This is a genomic window from Paracoccus stylophorae (assembly GCF_028553765.1).
In the GTDB taxonomy this organism is placed as follows: Bacteria; Pseudomonadota; Alphaproteobacteria; order Rhodobacterales; family Rhodobacteraceae; genus Paracoccus; species Paracoccus stylophorae.
In genome coordinates, this window is the sequence record NZ_CP067134.1 from 3,397,417 (window position 1) to 3,415,905 (window position 18,489).

Sequence of the window (18,489 nt, forward strand, 5' to 3'; positions counted from 1 at the left end):
TCATTCCCCTTTCCCGTCCGTCCCCTGCACGCGCGAGACGCGGCGCGACAATTGCGGCGGCTTGCGCAGATAGGCGATCCCGCGCGCCCTGATGCGCGCGGCCTGCAAGTGTATCAATGCAATCACTTTCTGCGACTGGAACGGATGACGCAAGGCTGCACGGCGCACCGATGCGCGCGTCAGATCGCGCGCCGGACCCACCATCGAGGTGCCCAGCATCCGCGACCCGTCCGCCGCCAGCCAGTCGATCCAGGCGCCGAAGCGGCCCGGCCCGGTGTCGAAGCGGAACCGATACCCCCCCGAGCGCGGCAGGAAGGGCGAGACATGGAACAGCTTGTCGCCGTGCAGCCGGTCGCTGGCGGTGATCGTGCCGCGATCCGGGCGATGGCACAGATAAAAATGACGCTCGCCAAAGGTGTTCGACACCTCGGCCAGCACCGCGCGCAGATCGGCCGCCGGGTCGCGGCACAGCCAGAAGCTGACCGGGTTGAAGCCATGGCCGGAACTGCGCGGCAGCGTGACCAGCGTCACATCGTCGGCGTCTTCAAGCCCGGCGGGCGCCAGCAGCCCCGCGATGAAATCGCGCAGCGGCCGGCCGTCGCGGTCGCCGTAATCGCGCGACCGGATCGACCACAGCCCGGCGCGATCCACGGCCAAGGGCGCCTCGCGCCGGTCGATCGCCGCGATGGGCACCGCCACATAGGTGGCAAAGTAGCGGAAATCGCGCGCCACATCGCCGCGTCGTCCGTGCCAGATGCGCGCCTCGATCAGCGCACCGTCCCACAGGCTGGTCATGCGGCTGCCACCTCTCCGGCCCAGGGGTCCTGCCCCAGGGGCCATTCGATCCCCATCGCCTGCGCCACCCGCAGCGCCGACAGTAACCCGTCCTCGTGAAAGCCGTGACGGGTCCATGCGCCGGCATGATACACCCCGCCCCGCCCCTGGATCGAGGGCAGGCGCGACTGCGCGCGCATGGCGGCCTCGTCGAACAGCGGATGGTCCATCATGGCGTGGTCGTGGATGTCGCGCGGCTCGAATTCGGGGTTTAGCGTCACGATCAGCGGGCGCGGCGTGCGCAGGTTCTGCAACCGGTTCATCCAGTAGGACAGGCTGATCGGCGCGCCCGGATCGGGCCGGCGCGCACGGGTGATATAGTTCCACGCCGCCCACGCCGCCGGACGGCGCGGCATCAGCCGGGTGTCGGAATGCAGGACCATGTGATTGGGCTGGGTGTGAAAACGCGACAGGATCGCGCGTTCCTCGGCATCCGGGCGGTCCAGCATCGACAGCGTGCGCGGCGCATGGGTGGCAAAGACCACGCGGTCGAACCGTTCAGGACCACGCGGGCTGACGACGGTCACGCCCTGATCGTCGCGGATCACCCGAAAGACCGGCGTTGCCAGCCTGACGGCCCCGCGCAGCCGCGACAGGATCGCCCGCACATAGGTCTGCGCGCCGCCGCTGACCGTGCGCCATTCCGGCTGGCCCGCGACCGACAGCAGCCCGTGATTGTCGAAGAACCGCACAAAGCTGGCCGCCGGAAAATCCAGCATGTCGCCGGTGGGCGTGGACCAGATCGCCCCCGAGATCGGCAGCAGGAACAGATCGCGGAAATCCGCGCCCAGACGCAATTCCTGCAGCATCGCGCCAAGGCTGTGGCCGCTGGCGTGATAATCGGTCGCGCGGCGGAAAAACCGCAGGATGTCGCGCAGCATCAGCAGATGGCGCGGGTCCACCGCCCGTCGCCGTTGCGCGAACAGCGCGGCGGTGTTGCCGGTCCCGTATTCATAGCGGCCGCCCCCGAAACTGGCCGAGAACGTCATGTCCGACGGCTCGGTCGCCACGCCCAGATGATCCAGCAGCGGCATGAACAGCGGATAGGTGCGCCGGTTGCACACGATGAAGCCGGTATCGACCGCCGTGCCGAAAGCCTGCGCGGTGCGGGCATGGCCGCCGGGGCGCGGCCTGGCTTCGAACAGGGTGACATGGTGGTGCGGGTCCAGCAGCCACGCCGCCCCCAGCCCCGAAATCCCGCTGCCGATCACCGCGATGCGGCGCGGGGACGTGGTGGGTCGGAACGGTCGGGCGGGCATGCGGATGGTCACGGCAAATCTCCTGCTGTCGTGACCAGTCACGCAGGGCGGCGGCAAAAAGGTGCATCGCAATATGCGCCTGTGGATGAAAAATGCTCCGGCTGGACGCGGCGCGCGTCCTGCAAGGGCAGAAAGGCAGGGTCGCGACGCCCTATCCCGCCGCGATGGCGCGGGCGCGTTCCAGATCGTCGGGCGTGTTGATGTTGAAGAACGGGTCGAACGGATCGCCTGACCAGATGGCGCGTCCGGGATCGTGGGCCTGCGCGAACCCGCCGACGCGGCGCTGCCCTGCGCGCAGCGCGGCGCGCAACCCCTGGCGCAGCGCGGTGGGCCACAGGCCGAAGGTCGGATGATCCGACACCCGCCCCTGCGCGTCGCGGCTGGCCGCCAGCGCCAGCCCCGACCGGCCCGCCTGCGCGGCCAGCCGCGCGACCAGATCGGCGGGAAAGAACGGCGTGTCGGCGGCCACGCTGATCACGGCGGACGCCCCCTGCCCCGCGGCCCAGTCCATTCCCGCAAGGATGCCGGCCAGCGGCCCGGGCCGGTTTGGCACGCTGTCGGCCAGGATCGGCAGGCCGTATCCGGCAAAGCGCGCCGGATCGCCGTTCGCGTTCAGCGCCACCTTGCCGCATTGCGGCCGAAGCCGGTCGAGGACGCGGTCCAGCAGCGTTTCATCGCCGATCCGCAGCAACGCCTTGTCGCCGCCGCCCATGCGCGTGGCGCGGCCTCCGGCAAGGATGACGGCAGGGATCGTGGAGTCCATCGGGTGACTGTGCCGCCGGGCACGCCAGGCCGCAAGGGGCGGCGGCAGGCCGTCGCGCCCGGCCCCCTGCCTATTCTTGACACATTTTATCGGATTCTATACCCGAGTCCGCATCGACCCTGTCGCAGCCCTGTTCCCTAAGGGGATACCGGCCGCGCCCGAAAACCTGCATCATGGCACCGGACGCCCGATGCCCACGCGAATGCCCTGCCACGACGGCCGGTTGTGCCGGCCCAGCCCCGGACGGAGACCGCCATGACCCAGATCGCCCCCGCCTTCGCGCAACTGCCGCTGCTGGCGATGATCCGCGACGGCGGCTGGACGATGTGGCTGATCGCCGCCCTGTCCGTCGCGATGCTGGCCGTGGTGCTGTGGAAGATCTGGTCGTTGTGGCGTCTGGGGATGTGGGGCGGCAGCCATTCGCGCCGCGCGCTGGATCTGTGGTCGCAGGGACGCCGCTCCGAGGCGCTGGCCGAGGTTCGCGGCCGCCCCTCGGCCCGTGCGCGCGTCGTGCAGGCCGCCATCGGCACCACGCTGGACCCTTCCATCGACGACAAGACCGCGCGCGAGGAAACCGGGCGCGTCGCCCGCCAGACGCTGTATCGCGCGCGAGAGGGGCTGCGGGCGCTGGAACTGATCGCCACCATCGCGCCGCTTCTGGGGCTTCTGGGCACGGTTCTGGGGATGATCGCGGCGTTCCAGGTGTTGCAGGAATCGGGTAACCGTGCCGATCCCTCGGCGCTGGCCGGCGGGATATGGACCGCGCTGCTGACCACCGCCGCCGGCATGGCGGTGGCGATTCCGGCGGGCATCGCGCTCAGCTGGTTCGAATCGCTGGCCGACCGGCTTCAGGCCGATCTTGAGGATCTGGCGACGCGCGTGTTCGTGAAATCGCCCGCCGCACCGCGCCGCCCGCGCCTGTTCGAGGCGGCGGAATGACCGGCGACACCCTTGATTTCGGGCCGCGCCGGCATCCGCGCCGGATGTCGCTGACGCCGATGATCGACGTCGTCTTCCTGCTGCTGATCTTCTTCATGCTGTCCTCGCGCTTTGGGATGGATGCGGTTCTGCCGGTGACAGGCGGGGCCGAGGGCACGGGCAGCGAATGGCAGGGTGCGCCACGGCTGGTCGATATCGCGCCGGCGGGGGTCAGTCTGAACGGAGTCGCCATCGACCCCGAGGCGCTGGTCGCGGATCTGTCGGCGCTGATGCCGGCGGACGACGCCGCCGTCATCCTGCGCCCGCATCAGGGCGCCGATCTGCAACGTCTGGTGGACGTGATGGACAGGCTGCGCGCCGGCGGCATCGCCAACATGATCCTGGTCGAGTAGAACGATGCGGATCGACATGCCCCGACGCCGCCCGCGCGGCGAAACCATCATCCCGATGATCAACGTGGTCTTTCTGCTGCTGGTCTTCTTCCTGCTGACCGCGCAGATCGCCCCGCCCGAGCCGTTCCGCCTGTCCCCGCCCGACGCTGCTGACGCGGACCTGCCCGCGCGCGACCGCGACGTGCTGTATGTCTCGGCCAGCGGCCAATTGGCCTATGACGCGGCGCGGGGCGAAGAGGTCTGGGCGATGGTCGCGGCGCGGCGGGATGACGGGCCGCTGGAAATCCGCGCCGACCGCGCCGCCGATGCCGCCGGCATCGCCGCGCTGCTGCGGCGTCTGCACCGGATCACCGACACCGGCGCGCAGCTGGTCGTGGGCGGGGGCTGAGCCATGGCGCGTCGAGTGGCCGAGATCGCCGGTTTTCTGGTCATCGCCACGGCCCTGCACATGACGGCGGCCGCGACGATCCTGCCGGATCGGCCGGCGGCCGGGCCTGCGCGCGATGCACCCGCCGCCGCGCTGACGGCGGGATCGGGCCAGATGGCCGATCTGGTCGCTCAATGGGAACAGCCGCCGCAGGCCGCGACGACGACCGCCGATCCCGCGCCGCAGACGGAGGCGCAGGTGGACGCCGATCCGGCGATCTCGCCGCCCCGCGCCGACCGCGCCCGGGTGCTGGCGGCGATGCCTGCGCCGCGTCCCGCCGCGCCCGATGCCAGCCCGGCGCGGCCGAACCTGCCCGAGCCGCCCCAGGACCGGCCGGCACCCATACCGCCCGACCTGCCCGATCTGCGCAGCTTTGCACCGCCGCAGATCCGGGTGGCCTCGCCCCTGCGGCTGCAGGCTTCGGCCCGGCCCGAACGCCGCCCCGCCCGGTCACGACCGCAACCCGAACCGCAACCCCAACCGCAGCCCCGGCGGGCCGAGCCGGCAGCGGACCGGCAACCGCAGCGGCAGGCGGCGCAGCCCTCCGCCCCGTCGCGCGGCGGCGGCGCCAGCGGGGTCGCCACGCAGCGGTCATCGGGCGGCAATGGCGGCGGCAGCGGCATCAGCGCCGGACAGCGCGCCAGCCTGATGGCGCGTTGGCAGGGCCAGCTGTCATCGTGCCTGTTACGCAGCATCGCGCGCACATCCGGCGCGGCAGGCGCGCGCGGCAGCGTCGCCTTTACCATTTCCCGCAACGGCCGGGTGCAGGGCGCCCGCGTCACCGGCTCCACCGGCAACGCCCGCGTCGACCGAGAGATCTCGCGCGCCGTCCAGCGGGCCCGCTGCCCCGCCGCCCCGGCGGGGCTGACCGACGCCAGCTATACCTTTGCCCAGCCCTTCAACATCCGCTGACCGCCGTCACCGCAGGCGCTGGCCGCCTGAGAAATCTCCGTTCCGCTTTCCACCTGGCCTTGCTATCTACACCGCCAAGGAGGCCGCGATGGCTGTGTTTCTGGGAATCGACGGGGGCGGCAGCGGCTGTCGGGCGGCGCTGGCCGATGCCGGCGGGCGGGTTCTGGGGCGCGGTCAGGGCGGGCCGGCCAATATCAACACCGATGTCGACGGCGCGGCGCGCAGCATCATGCAGGCGGCGGATCAGGCGATGGCCGGCATCGCCGCCGATCCGCGCGAGGTGGTGGCGACTCTGGGACTGGCGGGCGGCACCATGCGCGCGGCGACCCGGCGTCTGGCCGCGCTGCTGCCGTTTGGCAGGATGCAGATCGTCAATGACGGCATCACCACCGCGCGCGGTGCGCTTGGCCCGGGTGACGGCATCCTTGCGGCCATCGGCACCGGCTCGGTCTTTGCGGTCCAGCGGGGCGGGCAGATCCGTCAGGTCGGCGGGCGCGGCTTTCTTCTGGGCGATGAGGGCAGCGGCGCGGTGCTGGGCCGCACCCTGATGGCCGAGGCGATCTGGGCCGGAGACGGCTTCGCGCCGATGACGCCGCTGCTGCGCGCGATCCTGGACGAACATGGCGGGATCGAGGGGATCATCGAATTCGGCAACCGCGCCAGCCCGGCGGATTTCGGGGCGCTGTCGCCGCGCATCGCGGGTGCGGATGATCCCGCCGCGCGGCGCATCCTCGACGCCGCGGCCGATCAGGTGCGCCACATTCTGACCACCCTGCAGGACGGCGACACCTTGCCCGTCGTCTTTGTCGGCGGGCTGGGGCCGCATTACGCCGCCCGGCTGTCGGGCCTTTGGCCGATCCGGCCGGCGCGGGGCAGCAGCGTCGATGGCGCCCTGGCCATGGCCCGGCAGATGGCGCAGGCGGCATGAGCGACCTGTTCACCCCCGAGGCGTTCAGCGACAGCAGCGGCGGCCCGCTTTACGTGCAACTGCACCGGCGAATCGCGGACGCCATCGCCTCGGGCCGGCTGAAGCCCGGCGACAACCTGCCGCCCGAACGCGATCTGGCCGCGATGAGCGGGCTGTCCCGCGTGACCATCCGCAAGGGGGTCGAGGCGCTGGTCGCCTCGGGGCAATTGGTCCAGAAACGCGGCTCGGGCACGTTCGTCGCGCCGCAGGTCGAGCGGCTGGAACAGGCCCTGTCGCTGCTGACCTCGTTCACCGAGGACATGGAGCGGCGCGGCCGCAGGGTCGAAAGCCGCTGGATCGCGCGCGGGCTGCAATCGCCGGCCCCCGAAGAGGTGATGGCGCTTGGGCTGGGCGCGAACGATCTGGTCGCGCGGCTGGAACGGGTGCGGATGTCGGACGGTGTGCCGCTGGCCATCGAACGCGCCTCGCTGCCGGCCACGGTCCTGCCCGATCCCGATGCGGTGGATCGCAGCCTTTACGCCCTGCTTGAGGCGCGCGGCAAGCGCCCGGTCCGCGCGGTCCAGCGCATCTCGGCGGCGAACCTGATCGCCCGCGACGCCGATCTTCTGGGCGTGCCGCCGGGCGTGGCGGGGTTGCGGATCGAGCGTGTATCGTATCTGCCCAACGGGCAGGTCGTGGAATTCACACGCTCGCTGTATCGCGGCGACGCCTATGATTTCGCGGTCGAACTGAAACTGTCGCCCGAGGCCGAAAGACCGCCGACATGACCCGCCGACATGACCGGCAGAACGATGAAGGAGACGATCCGATGAACCAGATCATCACCGGCGCGCGCATCTTTGACGGCGAACGGTTTCTGGACGATCACGCCCTTGTCCTGGCCGAGGGAAGGATCGACGCGGTTCTGCCCGCGTCAGACGCCGGAACCCCCACCCACACCGTCAGGGGCATCGTGGCGCCGGGATTTCTGGATCTGCAGATCAATGGCGGCGGCGGGCTGATGGTGGACGGCACGACCGATGTGGCGGCGCTGCGCGCGATCTGCGCCACCCATCGCCGGCTTGGCTGCGCCGGCGTCCTGCCGACGCTGATCACAGACGCGCCCGAGGCGACGGCGCAGGTGATCGCCGCGGGGATCGAGGCTGCGCAGGCCGGCGTTCCGGGGTTTCTTGGCCTGCATCTGGAAGGCCCGCATCTGGACCCGCGCCGCAAGGGCGCGCACGATCCCGCGCTGGTGCGGCCGATGGACGATCTCGATCTGGCCCGCCTGTCCGACGCCGCCCGCGCCCTGCCGGTGCTGATGGTCACGCTGGCCCCCGAATCGGCCAGCCCGCAGCAGATCGCGGCGCTGTCGGGCGCGGGTGCCGTCGTCAGCCTGGGGCACAGCGATTGCGATTATGACACCGCCTGCGCGGCCTTTGCCGCCGGGGCTGGCTGCGCGACGCATCTGTTCAACGCCATGAGCCAGATGGGCCATCGCAGTCCCGGTCTGGTGGGCGCGGTTCTGGCGGGCGACGGCTTTGCCGGGCTGATCGCCGACGGCATCCACGTCCATCCCGCCGCGATGCAGGCGGCATTGCGCGCGCGGCCCGACGGCATCTTCCTGGTCAGCGACTGCATGGCCTTTGCCGGCACCGACATGACCCGGATGACGCTGAACGGCCGGCCGGTCCTGCGCCGCGACGGGCGGCTGACGCTGGCCGACGGCACGCTGGCCGGGGCCGATCTGCGCATGGATCAGGCGGTCGGGACCCTGGTCACCAAGGTCGGCATCGCGCCCGAACGCGCGCTGGCGATGGCGACATCGGTTCCGGCACGGGCGGTCGGTCTGGACGACCGTTACGGCCGCATCGCCGAAGGGCGCGCGGCGGATTTGATCCTTCTGGACGACGAATTCGCGCTGAAGGCGGTGTGGGACGACGGCTGGCAACCGGTCTGAATCCGTAAAACAGGTGGGAAGACCGCAACCGACGCGCTTGTGTCTGGCCCCGCGCCCCTGCGCAGGCTAACACATCTGCATGGACAAGATCATTCTGCCCGAACGCCCCGACTGGCGCGAGACCGCGAAAGAGCTGGGCTTTACCTTTGCCGACATGCATGGCGAGCCTTATTGGGACGAATCCTCGGCCTATCGCTTCGATCTGCGCCAGATCGAGGACGATATCGAGGATCCCTCGACCCAGCTTCATGCCATGTGCCGCGAGGCGGTCGAAACCATCGTCGGCAGCGAGGATCTGATGGGGCGGATGGGCATCCCCGACCGGCACCGCGATCTTGTCGCCGACAGCTGGCGCCGCAACGAGCCCGAGATCTATGGCCGCTTCGATCTGGCCTATGACGGCACCGGGCCGGCCAAGCTGCTGGAATACAACGCCGACACGCCGACCTCGCTTTACGAAAGCGCCGCGTTCCAGTGGCGCTGGCTTGAGGATCAGATCGCGGCCGGTGCGCTGCCTGCGGATGCCGATCAGTTCAACCGCATCCACGAGGCGCTGGTCGAACGGTTCCGCGCGCTGTTCGATCCCGGCACCGACCTGCATTTCACCGCCATCGCCGACAACCCCGAGGATTACGCCACCGTCGAGGCGATGGGCTGGGCCGCGCGCGAGGCCGGGATGGGCGCGCATTACAGCGATCTGGACAAGATCGGCGTCAGCCCCGACGGCCAGTTCGTCGATGCCGAGGACCGGGTGATCGGGACGCTGTTCAAGCTGTATCCGTGGGAGGATCTGTTGCAGGACGACTATGCCGACCGGATCGCCGGATCGGGCTGTCTGTTCCTGGAACCGGCATGGAAGGCGCTGCTGTCGAACAAGGGCATCCTGCCGGTTCTGTGGCAGATGTTCGAGGGGCATCCGAACCTGCTGCCCGCGTTCTTCGCCGACGACGTGGCCGACGCGCTGGCCGCCAACGGCCGGCCGTTGCGCCATGTCGCGGCCAGTTTCGACCGCGCCGCCGACGCGCTGCGCCGCGCCCATGTCGTCAAGCCGATCTTTTCGCGCGAAGGCGCCGGGGTGCGCATCGTCGAGGCGGGCGACGTGATCGAGGCGTCGGAAAATCCCGATTACGACAGCCATCCGCGCATCGTGCAGGGCTTTCAGCCGCTGCCGGATTTCGGCGGATTTCACCCGGTGATCGGGGCCTGGGTGGTCGGCCATGAATGCGTGGGGATGGGCGTGCGCGAGGATCGCGCGCGGATCACGCAGGATCTGTCCCGCTTCAAGCCTCATTTCATCGCAGACTGAACCGCGTTAGGATGAATGCCATGAGAAAACGTTCCAGAACCGTCGCGCTGGCCATTGTCGGTGCCGCATCCTTTGCGGTTGCGGGCTGCCGCGACGAACAGGTCGATGCGCAGGCTTTCCCCGATCTGGCAAGCTGTCAGGCGGCGGCGGGCGAGGCCGGGATGTTCACGCCAGAGCAGTGCGAGCAGGCGTTTGCCGAGGCCGAGACGCTGCATGTCGAGGCGGCGCCGCGCTATGACAGCCTGGCCGTCTGCGAGGAGCAGCACGGAGAGGGCAATTGCGGGTCCGAGGCCGAGCAGGTGCAGAATGGCGGGTCGGGCAGCATCTTCATGCCGCTGCTGGCGGGCTATCTGATCGGCAGCATGCTGGGCCGGGCGGGCGGCGGAATGGCCGCCTCGCAGCCGATGTATCGCAACGGGTCGGGCGGGTTCACCAACGCCACGCGGACCAGCAATTTCTCGGCCAATCAGGGGCGGGCGTCGATGAGCAGCCAGCAATTCGTGCGCCCCGCCACGACGGCGGGCAAGGCGCCGATGTCGCGGGCGACGGCGGCCTCGCGCGGCGGGTTCGGGCGCACGGGCGGCTCGCGCGGGTTCGGCGGCTGATACGTCTGCCGGCGCAGCGGCGCGGTGTTGCACGCGCAACGTGCGTTGCGTGATGCCGCAGGGCGGGCGCGGGCGCGGTCCGGGCCTGCATATGCTGGGGCAAGGGCTGTGATATGCGTGCACCGGCGCGGCACCGGGGCGGCACAGAGTGTACACAGCTTGCGAACGCTGCGTTGCGCGGGTGCGAGATGCGGACGCCGGTGCCGGTGCCGGTGCCGGTGCCGGCAGGGCCGGGTGCCGCCGCGCACGATCCCGCGCACCCTGCGATTCGTATCCAAGAAAGCGGGCTTCATGGCGGCGGCGATCGCGGCTATCCTGCGCCGGATCGTCCGGCCTTGGGTGCCGGCGCAGAAGGTGGGATATGTTCGATGGGTCACGAGTCGAGTTGTCTGGTCGCCAAGCTGTCGCATTATGTCACGCTGACCGATGCCGACCGCGAAAAGCTGGCCACGTTCGAAAAGACCGAACGCAGCTTTGCCGGCGGGACCGAGATCCATCAGGGCGGCGACGAGAATCGCGAACTTTACGTCGTGAAACGCGGCTGGGCGTTCAGCTATACCGACCTGCCCGACGGGCGGCGCCAGATCGTCAAGATCCATCATCCGGGCGATGTCATCGGCTTTCCCGATGTCGCGCTGAAACACACCACGACCACGCTGCGCACGGTCGAGGATGTGTGCCTGTGCCCGTTTCCGAAATCCGCGCTTGACCTGATCCTGCGCGAGGCGCCGCGCCTGTCGGCCTTGTTGCTGTCCATCGCGCTGCGCGATCAGGTGGTGTTCATCGACGTGCTGCGCGCGATGGGACGGATGAGCGCGCGGGAAAAGATCGCCTATATGCTTCTGGACCTGATCGCGCGGCTGCGCATCACCAACCCCGGCATGACCGACACGTTCCGGCTGCCGATGAACCAGGGCCAGATCGCGGATTATCTGGGCCTGACCAATGTCTATGTCAGCAAGACCTTCATCCGGCTGGAACAGGACGGGCTGATCCGGCGGCACGACGGGTATGTGCAGATCCTGGCCGAGGAGCAGATGATCGCGCTGACGGATTTTCAGGACCGTTACGCGCAGATGGACACGTCGTGGTTTCCGCAGGCCTGAGCCGGCTTTAATCCAGTTTCATGCGCGACGCGCGAATTTCGCCATTCTGGGCGCTTGCCCCGGATGGGCGGCAGGTCGGGCGGGAACCGCCGGTTGGCGATGATCGTTACGGGCTGAAGCCGATCCGGATGCGGTACAGGCTGCTGAATCACGAGAGAAAATCTGCTCGTTGACGCCTTGGGGGTGAACGATGAAACGTCGGCTGGCGACAGTTTGGGGCGCGGTGATCCTTGCGCTGTGGGTACCCTTATTCGGAGTGGCCATTTGCCTGGCCATTCTGATCCTGCAACTGGCGCTGATGGTCATGCGCCCGATCATCGCGCGGCTGCCGGCGCGCGCCATCGACAATCCCGGACCCGCATCGCCGCCCTGGTTCTCCGTCCATGTGGCCACCCATGCCGAGCCGCCCGACATGGTGATCCGGACGCTGCGCGCGCTGCTGGATCAGGACTGGCCGGACCGCGCCTTCGAGATCGTGGTGATGGACAACAACACGCGCGATCCGGCGCTGTGGACCCCGGTTCAGGCGTTCTGCGCCGCCCATCCCGGCCGGATCACCTTCCTGCATCGCAAAAATGTGCAGGCTGCCAAGGCCGGCGCGCTGAACATCGCGCTGGCCCATACCGCGCCCGCCGCGACCCATATCGTGACGGTCGATGCCGATTACGTCGTGCGGCGCGATTTCCTGTCCACCGCCGCCGCCGCGCTGCGCCGGACCGGCGCCGATTACGTGCAGTTCCCGCAATCCTATGCCGACACCGAGGCGACCGCGCCCGGCGTGAACGCCGAGCTTGAGGAATATTTCCGCACCGACGCCACCAACGCCGACGAAGCCGATGCGGTGCTGCTGACCGGCACGCTGTGCGTGATCGCGCGCGACGCGCTGATCAGGGCCGGCGGGTGGCAGGGCGTGACCACGACCGAGGATGCCGAGATGGGCGTGCGGCTGTGCGATACCGGCCATGTCGGGCGGTTCGTGAACCGGATCGTGGGTCAGGGGCTGCTGCCGATGTCGCTGAAGGATCTGGAAAAACAACGCTATCGCTGGTGCAGCGGCAATTTCCAGACCTTGCTGCGCCATTCGGGCACGATCCTTGGCGGCGCGAGGCGGCTTGGGCTGCAAAAGCGCCTGGCCATCGTGTCGCAGCTGACGGCGTGGTTCAACCTGACGCTGATCCCCTGCCTGCTGCTGCTGGTCTGGTTGGCGATGGGGCGCGAATCGACGGCCGAGGTCGTGCTGGCGGCATCGGTCATCGTTCTCAGCCTGTGCGACATCGTCTTGCGGGTCGTGGGGCGGGGGCTGCGCGACGGGTTGGGCTGGCCGGTGATATGTCATGCGCTGGCCTGCCGGATCGCGCTGGCGCCCCGTTCGGCGATGGCCACGTTCGATGCGCTGTGCGGAAAGAGGCTGGCCTTCGTCGTGACCGACAAATGGGGCAAGGTGGCCGGGCGGGCGCATGTGGCGCATGGGCTGTTATGCGCCGCGTCGCTGGCCGCGCTGGCCGCGCTGCATCCGGTCCAGCCGCTGGTCGTGGTCGCGCTGCTGACGCTGGCCCTGCCGCTGCCGGCGGCGGTGATCACCGACAGAAGTCTGCGCAGCTATCGCGCGTCGTGCCTTGCCGCGCGCGAGGTGGCCGCATGACCCGCGATCCGCTGGCCCCCTTGGTCGATATCGTTGTTCCCACGTGGAACCGCGCGCATCTGATCGCGGGCGCGATCCGCGCCGCGCTGGATCAAAGCTGGTGGAACATCCGCGTCACGGTGATCGACGATGCCAGCACCGATGCCGCCCAGGATGCGGTGGTGCCGTTCCTGTCGCATCCGAAGTTCAACTATGTCCGGCTGGGCCGCAATCTGGGGACGGCGCAGGCCAAGAATGCGGGTCTTTTGCTGACCGATGGCGATGCCGTCACCTTTCACGATTCCGACGACATTCCGCATCGCGACAAGGTTCTGCGTCAGGTCCGGGTGCTGAGCGCGCAGCATATCGGCGCGGATGGCTGTCTCAACTGGGCGATGGCCGACAAACGCGCGGGTCAGACCCTGCAGGTCGGCGTGGTGCTGACGCATCACGAGTTGATCCTGCCCGACGGGCGGCGGGTCGAGATCCGGCGCGATCTGTCGTTGCTGGACGATGTGTTTCCCAATCTGCAGATGGGCAGCCAGGTGCCGGGCGAATGGACACACATCAATTCGGGCCTGTTCCGCGCCGACGTGTTCGCCCGCCTGGGCGGGTTCGAGGACTGCATCGAGGAGGATCGAGAGTTGCGCAACCGCCTGATCCTGAACGGCGAGATCGTCTGGATCGTGCCCGAATTGCTGCTGACCAAGATCGAGACGCCGGACAGCCTGACGCAATCGGCGCGGTCAGATTACGACAGCGCCCGGCGGCGGGCGGATCGGCAGATGGTCTGGCAGAAGGTCGCGGTCTGGCGCGACAGCCGCCGCGTGGACCCGGTTCCGGTGGACATTCCCGATCTGGATGTGCGCCTTGTCAGCAACCCCGCCCTGCTGCGCCGCCGCGACATGCCGGTCAGCCCCGCCACGGCCGCGCGGCTGGACCGCATCCTGCCCCGGACGGTGGCCGCGCAATGACGGTGCTGCGCCATCGCGCGCGCCTTCGCGTCGCCATCGTCGATACGTGCAGCGCGAAGGGATACGATCTGCCCGATCTGGCCGCGCACGGGCTGGGCGGGACCGAGGCCACGATCCTGCGCGTCGCCGTGGCGCTGGCGCCACAGTTCGGCGTCACGCTGTATCAGAACGGACGCGCGGCGCAGGCCCTGTCGCGGGCGGGCCGGCTGTGTCCGCTTGCGGCGGCGTTCGCGGGTGCGGGGGCCGATGTCATCGTCGTCGTCAACCGCTGGAAGGTCGCGCTGAAGCTGCGCAGGCGGCATCCGGACACGCCGATCTTTCTGTGGCTGCATGTCCATCCGGGCCGCCACAACCGCGCCATGGGCGCAGCGCTGCGATCTGCGGATATCGCGGTGATCTGCGTGTCGGCCAGCCATGCCCGCACGCTGACCGCGTTTCTGGGGCCGCAGGCGCTGCCCCGGATCGGCTTCATCCACAACCCCATCGCCGACGATCTGCACCCCGACGACACGCCGCGCGATCCGGACCTGCTGCTGTTTGCAAGCTCGCCCCACAAGGGGCTGACCGAGGTGTTCGGGCAGTTCCGCACGCTGCGCGCCAGCCTGCCGAAACTGCGGCTGGCGGTGGCCGATCCGGGCTATCTGCGGTGGGCGACCGGGCCGGCGCCCGAAGGCGTGGTCTTTCTGGGCGCGCTGCCGCATCCGGCGCTGATCGCGCAGATGCGGCGGGCGCTGTGCCTGTTCTATCCGCAGACCGGGTTTGCCGAAACCTTCGGGCTGGTGCTGGCCGAGGCGAATGCGGTGGGCACGCCGGTGCTGGTCCATGACGGGCTGGGTGCCAATGCCGAGATCGTGCGCGATCCAGCGCAGCGCGTGGACGGGCACGATCCCGACCAGATCCGCGCCCGGATCGAGGCCTGGCGGCGCACCCCGCCTTGCGCAACGCCCGATCCCGCGTTCAGACTGCGCCGTGTCGCGCAGGACTGGGCGCGGCTTTTGTCGGGGGCGATGCGCACCCCCGCCGCAGCGACGCAAATCGTGGAACACCATGCCTGACGCCGAAGCCACCTTCATCACATCCCCCGCAGCGCAAGCCGGCCCCGTCCCGGCCCGCGTGCTGGCGGCGCTGTCGGCCGCCGCCGACGCCGAGGAGCGCGGCGCCGCGCCCATCGCGGCGTCCGTCGACCTGCTGCGCCGGGCCGGTCTGCTGGAGGATGACGGCACGGCCGATCCCGCGCGCACCGCGCGGGCGCTGATGCAGGTGGGCGGGGTCAATCTGTCGGTGGGCCGGTTGTGGGAAGGCCATGTCAACGCGCTGCACCTGATTCGCCTGCGGGGAACGTCGGCGCAGCGCGACCGCGTGCGCAAGTGGCTGGCGCAGGGTGCCCTGTTCGGCGTCTGGGGCGCGGACGGCGTGCCGCCGGTCACGCTGTCGCCCGGCGGCGCGCAGCTGGTGGGGGTCAAGAATTTCGCCTCGGGGCTCGGCACGCTGAGCCATGCGCTGGTCACGGTTGGGTCGGGGCCGGATGTGCGCCTGGCGCTGATCGAGGTGCGCGCCGGCGACCGTGCCGACCTGTCGGGCTGGACCGTGCCGGGGATGCGGGCGACCGCGTCGGGCAGTTTCGACATGACCGGCATCGAGCCGGGGCCGGACGGGTGGATCGGCGGGCCGGGCGATTACCTGCGCGAACCCTCGTTCGTCGGCGGCGTCTGGCGCATCGCGGCGTTGCAGGCCGGCGCGTCGGCGGGGCTGGTTGACCGGGCCGCGGCATCGCTGCGCGAGACCGGGCGACTGGCGGCCGAGGCGCAGAAGACGCGGCTGATGACCGCGCTGATGCGGGTCTGGGCGGGCATGGCGCTGACCGAACGCGCCGCTGTCGCCGCATCCGATCCCGCGATCGCGGCCGAGGATGCGGTCAGCCTGTCGATCTCGGCCCGGCTGTTCACCGAAGAGGCCGCGCTGGCCGCCATCCACGCCGTCGAGCAAAGCCTTGGCCTGCGCCATTTCGCGCAAGGTTCGCCCACCGGGCGCATGGCGCGGGACCTGTCGGTCTATCTGCGGCAGGCGGCGCGCGATGCGTTGCTGCAACAGGCGGCCGATCACGTGCTGGGCCGCGATGGCGGCATCGGGGGCCTGCCCGCATGAACGACGCATCCGCAACACGATTGGCCGGTGTGTTCCAGGGGCGCGAACCGCTGGTCGTGCTGGCGCCGCATCCCGACGACGAATCGCTGGCCTGCGGTGCGCTGCTGGCGCGGGGCTTTGCCGGCGCGGGGGCGCATGTCATCTGCCTGACCGATGGCAGCGCCAGCCATCCGGCGTCACGGCAATGGCCACCCGACCGGCTGGCGGCGCGGCGGCGGGCCGAGTTGTCCGAGGCCGTCAGCCGGCTTGGCGGCGCCAAGACCGACCTGACATGGCTTGGCCTGCCCGACAGCCGCCTGCATCTGGCCGACCCGATGCGCGTGGCGGAGGATCTGGACCGGATCGTCACGGGGCTTGGCGCGGCGCATGTCTTCGTGCCCGCCATCGAGGATCATCACGCCGATCACAAGGCGACATTCCGCATCGCCCTGATCCTGCGGCAGCGGCGGCCCGATCTGACATTCCATGCCTATCCGGTCTGGTCGCGGTGGGACGAGCCCGATTTCGCAGCCATGATCGCCGCCCGCGATCCGGTATTCGTGCCGCCGGGCCGCATGGCCGGCCGGAAACGCGCCGCGATCCACGCGCATCGCACGCAGATGGGCCGGATCGTGCGGGACGATCCGTTCGGATTCGTGCTGCCGGACGCGATGATCCGGCGGTTTCTGGACGAGGACGAGATTTTCTGGAGGATGCCGGCATGAGCGTGGGACGCGATCATCTGCTGTCGGTCTATGCCCAATCGTCGGACCCGTGGAATTTCGCCACAAGCGCCTATGAGCAGCAGAAATTCGCGGCGACCTGCGATGCGCTGCTGCGCCCACGCTATCGCGCGGCGTTCGAGTTGGGGTGCGGCAACGGGCAGCTGGCGCGGCATCTGGTGGGACGGTGCGACCGCTATACCGGGATGGATGCGGTCGCCGTCGCGCTGGAGGCGGCGCGGCGCACGGTGCCGCAGGCGCGGTTCGTCCAGGGTTTCTATCCCTGCCCGCTGCCGGGCGACGGCTTCGATCTGCTGATCCTGTCCGAGATCCTGTATTTCCTCGATGCGCGCGACCTGCGCCGGCTGGCCGGCGACATTGCCGCGCAGTTTCCCTTGGCCGAGGTGATCTGCGTGACCTGGCTTGGCCCGACCGGGCACGAATTGCAGGGCGAACAGGCGCTGGCGATCTTTGCCGCGGCCCTGGAGACGCATGATTTCACCCTTGTGACGCGGCACGACCGGTATCGGATCGACCGCGCCCTGCCGAAGAAGCCCGTATGAGCCGGGCCTTGGACAAGGACATTGCCATCGTCATCCCGGCGCGCAACGAGGCGCGGCGCATCGGGGTCGCGCTGCGCGCGCTGGCCGGGCAGTCGCCGGACCGGGTGCGGGTATTCGTTATGATCAACAACACCACCGACGCGACCGCCCGCGTGGCACGGCGACAGGCTGCGCGATGCGGGCTGGATCTGACGATCGTTCAGCGCAGTCTGGACCCCGGCGAAGGCGTGGGCGCGGCGCGGCGGATCGGATGCGCGGCGGCGCTGCGCGGGATGCCCGGACTGCGCCATATCCTGAACACCGATGCCGACTGCATCGCCGCGCCGGACTGGGTCGCGCGCAATCTGGCGCATCTGCAGCGCGCCGACGCCGTCTGTGGCCGGATCGAGCCGATCAGCAGCGAGGCCGAGGTGCTGGCGCAGATGGACCCGGTCGCGGCACGGAACGAGGGCATCTATGCCGCGCTGGTCCGGGAATTCCATGCCCGGCACGCGCCGCATTGCGCGCATCTTGGCGGCACGCACGGACAGGCGGCGGGGGCCAGCCTGGCGGTGACGCGGGCCGCCTATCTTGCCGCCGGCGGCTTTGCGCCGCAGCCGTGCGGCGAGGATCGCGACCTTGTGCGACGGCTGGGCCAGACGCGGCGTCGGATCGTTCACGCCGACGACGTGATCGTGCAGGCATCCTGCCGCCTGACCGGGCGCGCCCAGGGCGGCATGTCCGATGCGTTGCGATGGCGCGTGGCCGGCGGCGATTACCTTGTGGATGACGGGCTGCCCCGCGCCGACACCCTGCTGAGTGCGCTGAAAACCGGCACTCTGGGCGCGTGGCCGCCGCTGGTGTCCGGGCAGGACCGGCTGCTGGCCAGCGAATTGCCGCGTCACATCGACATGCTGAGCGCCTGGCTGAACGATGGCCATATGCCCGCCGGTCCGCCCTGCTCCGAAAGCTCTGCGGCGGGGTCGCCGTCGCGCGCGTTCGCGACCGCCGCCAAGGGCTGAGCCGGCGCGGGAAAGCGTGGCTGTGGCCGGGCGGACACGGTTAACGCCACGCGCAGGACGCCGGGCACATGGCT

The 18,489-nt window shown here is 69.8% G+C and carries 20 protein-coding genes; 17 read left to right on the forward strand and 3 right to left on the reverse strand.

Annotated elements, in window-relative coordinates:
• The 3 genes from JHW45_RS16855 to mobA form a co-directional block, all read right to left on the reverse strand.
• Window positions 1–795, reverse strand: coding sequence for a DUF1365 domain-containing protein (locus JHW45_RS16855; protein ID WP_272858735.1), 795 nt, complete (start codon window positions 793–795; stop codon window positions 1–3).
• Window positions 792–2,105 carry an NAD(P)/FAD-dependent oxidoreductase gene (locus tag JHW45_RS16860; RefSeq protein ID WP_272858736.1) on the reverse strand — a complete coding sequence of 438 codons (1,314 nt, stop codon included), beginning with the start codon at window positions 2,103–2,105 and terminating at the stop codon, window positions 792–794. The genes JHW45_RS16855 and JHW45_RS16860 overlap by 4 nt, the downstream gene beginning before the upstream one ends.
• A gap of 139 nt (window positions 2,106–2,244) precedes the next feature.
• Window positions 2,245–2,856: a molybdenum cofactor guanylyltransferase MobA gene (gene mobA / locus JHW45_RS16865; protein WP_272858737.1), complete on the reverse strand. Its 612-nt coding sequence runs from the start codon at window positions 2,854–2,856 to the stop codon at window positions 2,245–2,247.
• A 255-nt stretch (window positions 2,857–3,111) separates the two neighbouring features.
• Between mobA and JHW45_RS16870 the strand changes: the two genes are divergently transcribed.
• The 17 genes from JHW45_RS16870 to JHW45_RS16950 all read left to right on the forward strand — a co-directional run bounded on the left by JHW45_RS16870 (window position 3,112) and on the right by JHW45_RS16950 (window position 18,415).
• Window positions 3,112–3,795, forward strand: coding sequence for a MotA/TolQ/ExbB proton channel family protein (locus JHW45_RS16870; RefSeq protein WP_272858738.1), 684 nt, complete (start codon window positions 3,112–3,114; stop codon window positions 3,793–3,795).
• Window positions 3,792–4,187, forward strand: a complete 396-nt coding sequence (locus JHW45_RS16875) for an ExbD/TolR family protein (RefSeq protein ID WP_272858739.1) — start codon at window positions 3,792–3,794, stop codon at window positions 4,185–4,187. The genes JHW45_RS16870 and JHW45_RS16875 overlap by 4 nt, the downstream gene beginning before the upstream one ends.
• A gap of 16 nt (window positions 4,188–4,203) precedes the next feature.
• Complete coding sequence (locus tag JHW45_RS16880; RefSeq protein WP_272858740.1) at window positions 4,204–4,575, forward strand: biopolymer transporter ExbD; 372 nt, start codon at window positions 4,204–4,206, stop codon at window positions 4,573–4,575.
• Between the two features lie 3 nt (window positions 4,576–4,578).
• On the forward strand, window positions 4,579–5,526 hold the full coding sequence (locus JHW45_RS16885) for a TonB family protein (protein WP_272858741.1): 948 nt from the start codon (window positions 4,579–4,581) through the stop codon (window positions 5,524–5,526).
• 88 nt (window positions 5,527–5,614) lie between these two features.
• Entirely contained in the window at window positions 5,615–6,454 is an 840-nt protein-coding gene (locus JHW45_RS16890) for a glucosamine kinase nucleotide-binding domain-containing protein (protein ID WP_272858742.1), read from the forward strand.
• Complete coding sequence (locus tag JHW45_RS16895) at window positions 6,451–7,221, forward strand: GntR family transcriptional regulator (RefSeq protein WP_272858743.1); 771 nt, start codon at window positions 6,451–6,453, stop codon at window positions 7,219–7,221. Before JHW45_RS16890 ends, JHW45_RS16895 begins: the two co-directional genes overlap by 4 nt.
• 41 nt (window positions 7,222–7,262) lie before the next feature.
• On the forward strand, window positions 7,263–8,393 hold the full coding sequence (nagA, locus tag JHW45_RS16900; protein ID WP_419181871.1) for an N-acetylglucosamine-6-phosphate deacetylase: 1,131 nt from the start codon (window positions 7,263–7,265) through the stop codon (window positions 8,391–8,393).
• A 79-nt stretch (window positions 8,394–8,472) separates the two neighbouring features.
• Window positions 8,473–9,699, forward strand: coding sequence for a glutathionylspermidine synthase family protein (locus JHW45_RS16905; protein WP_272858745.1), 1,227 nt, complete (start codon window positions 8,473–8,475; stop codon window positions 9,697–9,699).
• A 20-nt stretch (window positions 9,700–9,719) separates the two neighbouring features.
• Window positions 9,720–10,304 (forward strand): DUF1190 domain-containing protein, encoded by a 585-nt coding sequence (locus JHW45_RS16910; RefSeq protein ID WP_272858746.1) that lies wholly within the window; start codon window positions 9,720–9,722, stop codon window positions 10,302–10,304.
• A gap of 368 nt (window positions 10,305–10,672) precedes the next feature.
• A complete protein-coding gene (locus JHW45_RS16915) occupies window positions 10,673–11,410 on the forward strand; it encodes a Crp/Fnr family transcriptional regulator (protein WP_272858747.1) in 738 nt (245 codons plus the stop codon).
• Window positions 11,411–11,600: 190 nt separating this feature from the next.
• On the forward strand, window positions 11,601–13,052 hold the full coding sequence (locus JHW45_RS16920; RefSeq protein WP_272858748.1) for a glycosyltransferase family 2 protein: 1,452 nt from the start codon (window positions 11,601–11,603) through the stop codon (window positions 13,050–13,052).
• The gene (locus tag JHW45_RS16925) at window positions 13,049–14,005 is read left to right on the forward strand and encodes a glycosyltransferase family A protein (RefSeq protein ID WP_272858749.1); all 957 of its coding nucleotides are present in this window, start codon (window positions 13,049–13,051) and stop codon (window positions 14,003–14,005) included. The genes JHW45_RS16920 and JHW45_RS16925 overlap by 4 nt, the downstream gene beginning before the upstream one ends.
• Window positions 14,002–15,060, forward strand: a complete 1,059-nt coding sequence (locus JHW45_RS16930) for a glycosyltransferase (RefSeq protein WP_272858750.1) — start codon at window positions 14,002–14,004, stop codon at window positions 15,058–15,060. The genes JHW45_RS16925 and JHW45_RS16930 overlap by 4 nt, the downstream gene beginning before the upstream one ends.
• Window positions 15,053–16,150: an acyl-CoA dehydrogenase family protein gene (locus tag JHW45_RS16935; protein WP_272858751.1), complete on the forward strand. Its 1,098-nt coding sequence runs from the start codon at window positions 15,053–15,055 to the stop codon at window positions 16,148–16,150. The genes JHW45_RS16930 and JHW45_RS16935 overlap by 8 nt, the downstream gene beginning before the upstream one ends.
• On the forward strand, window positions 16,147–16,854 hold the full coding sequence (locus tag JHW45_RS16940) for a PIG-L deacetylase family protein (protein WP_272858752.1): 708 nt from the start codon (window positions 16,147–16,149) through the stop codon (window positions 16,852–16,854). The genes JHW45_RS16935 and JHW45_RS16940 overlap by 4 nt, the downstream gene beginning before the upstream one ends.
• Entirely contained in the window at window positions 16,851–17,414 is a 564-nt protein-coding gene (locus JHW45_RS16945; RefSeq protein ID WP_272858753.1) for an SAM-dependent methyltransferase, read from the forward strand. Before JHW45_RS16940 ends, JHW45_RS16945 begins: the two co-directional genes overlap by 4 nt.
• A complete protein-coding gene (locus JHW45_RS16950; protein WP_272858754.1) occupies window positions 17,411–18,415 on the forward strand; it encodes a glycosyltransferase family 2 protein in 1,005 nt (334 codons plus the stop codon). The genes JHW45_RS16945 and JHW45_RS16950 overlap by 4 nt, the downstream gene beginning before the upstream one ends.
• Window positions 18,416–18,489: the final 74 nt, after the last annotated feature.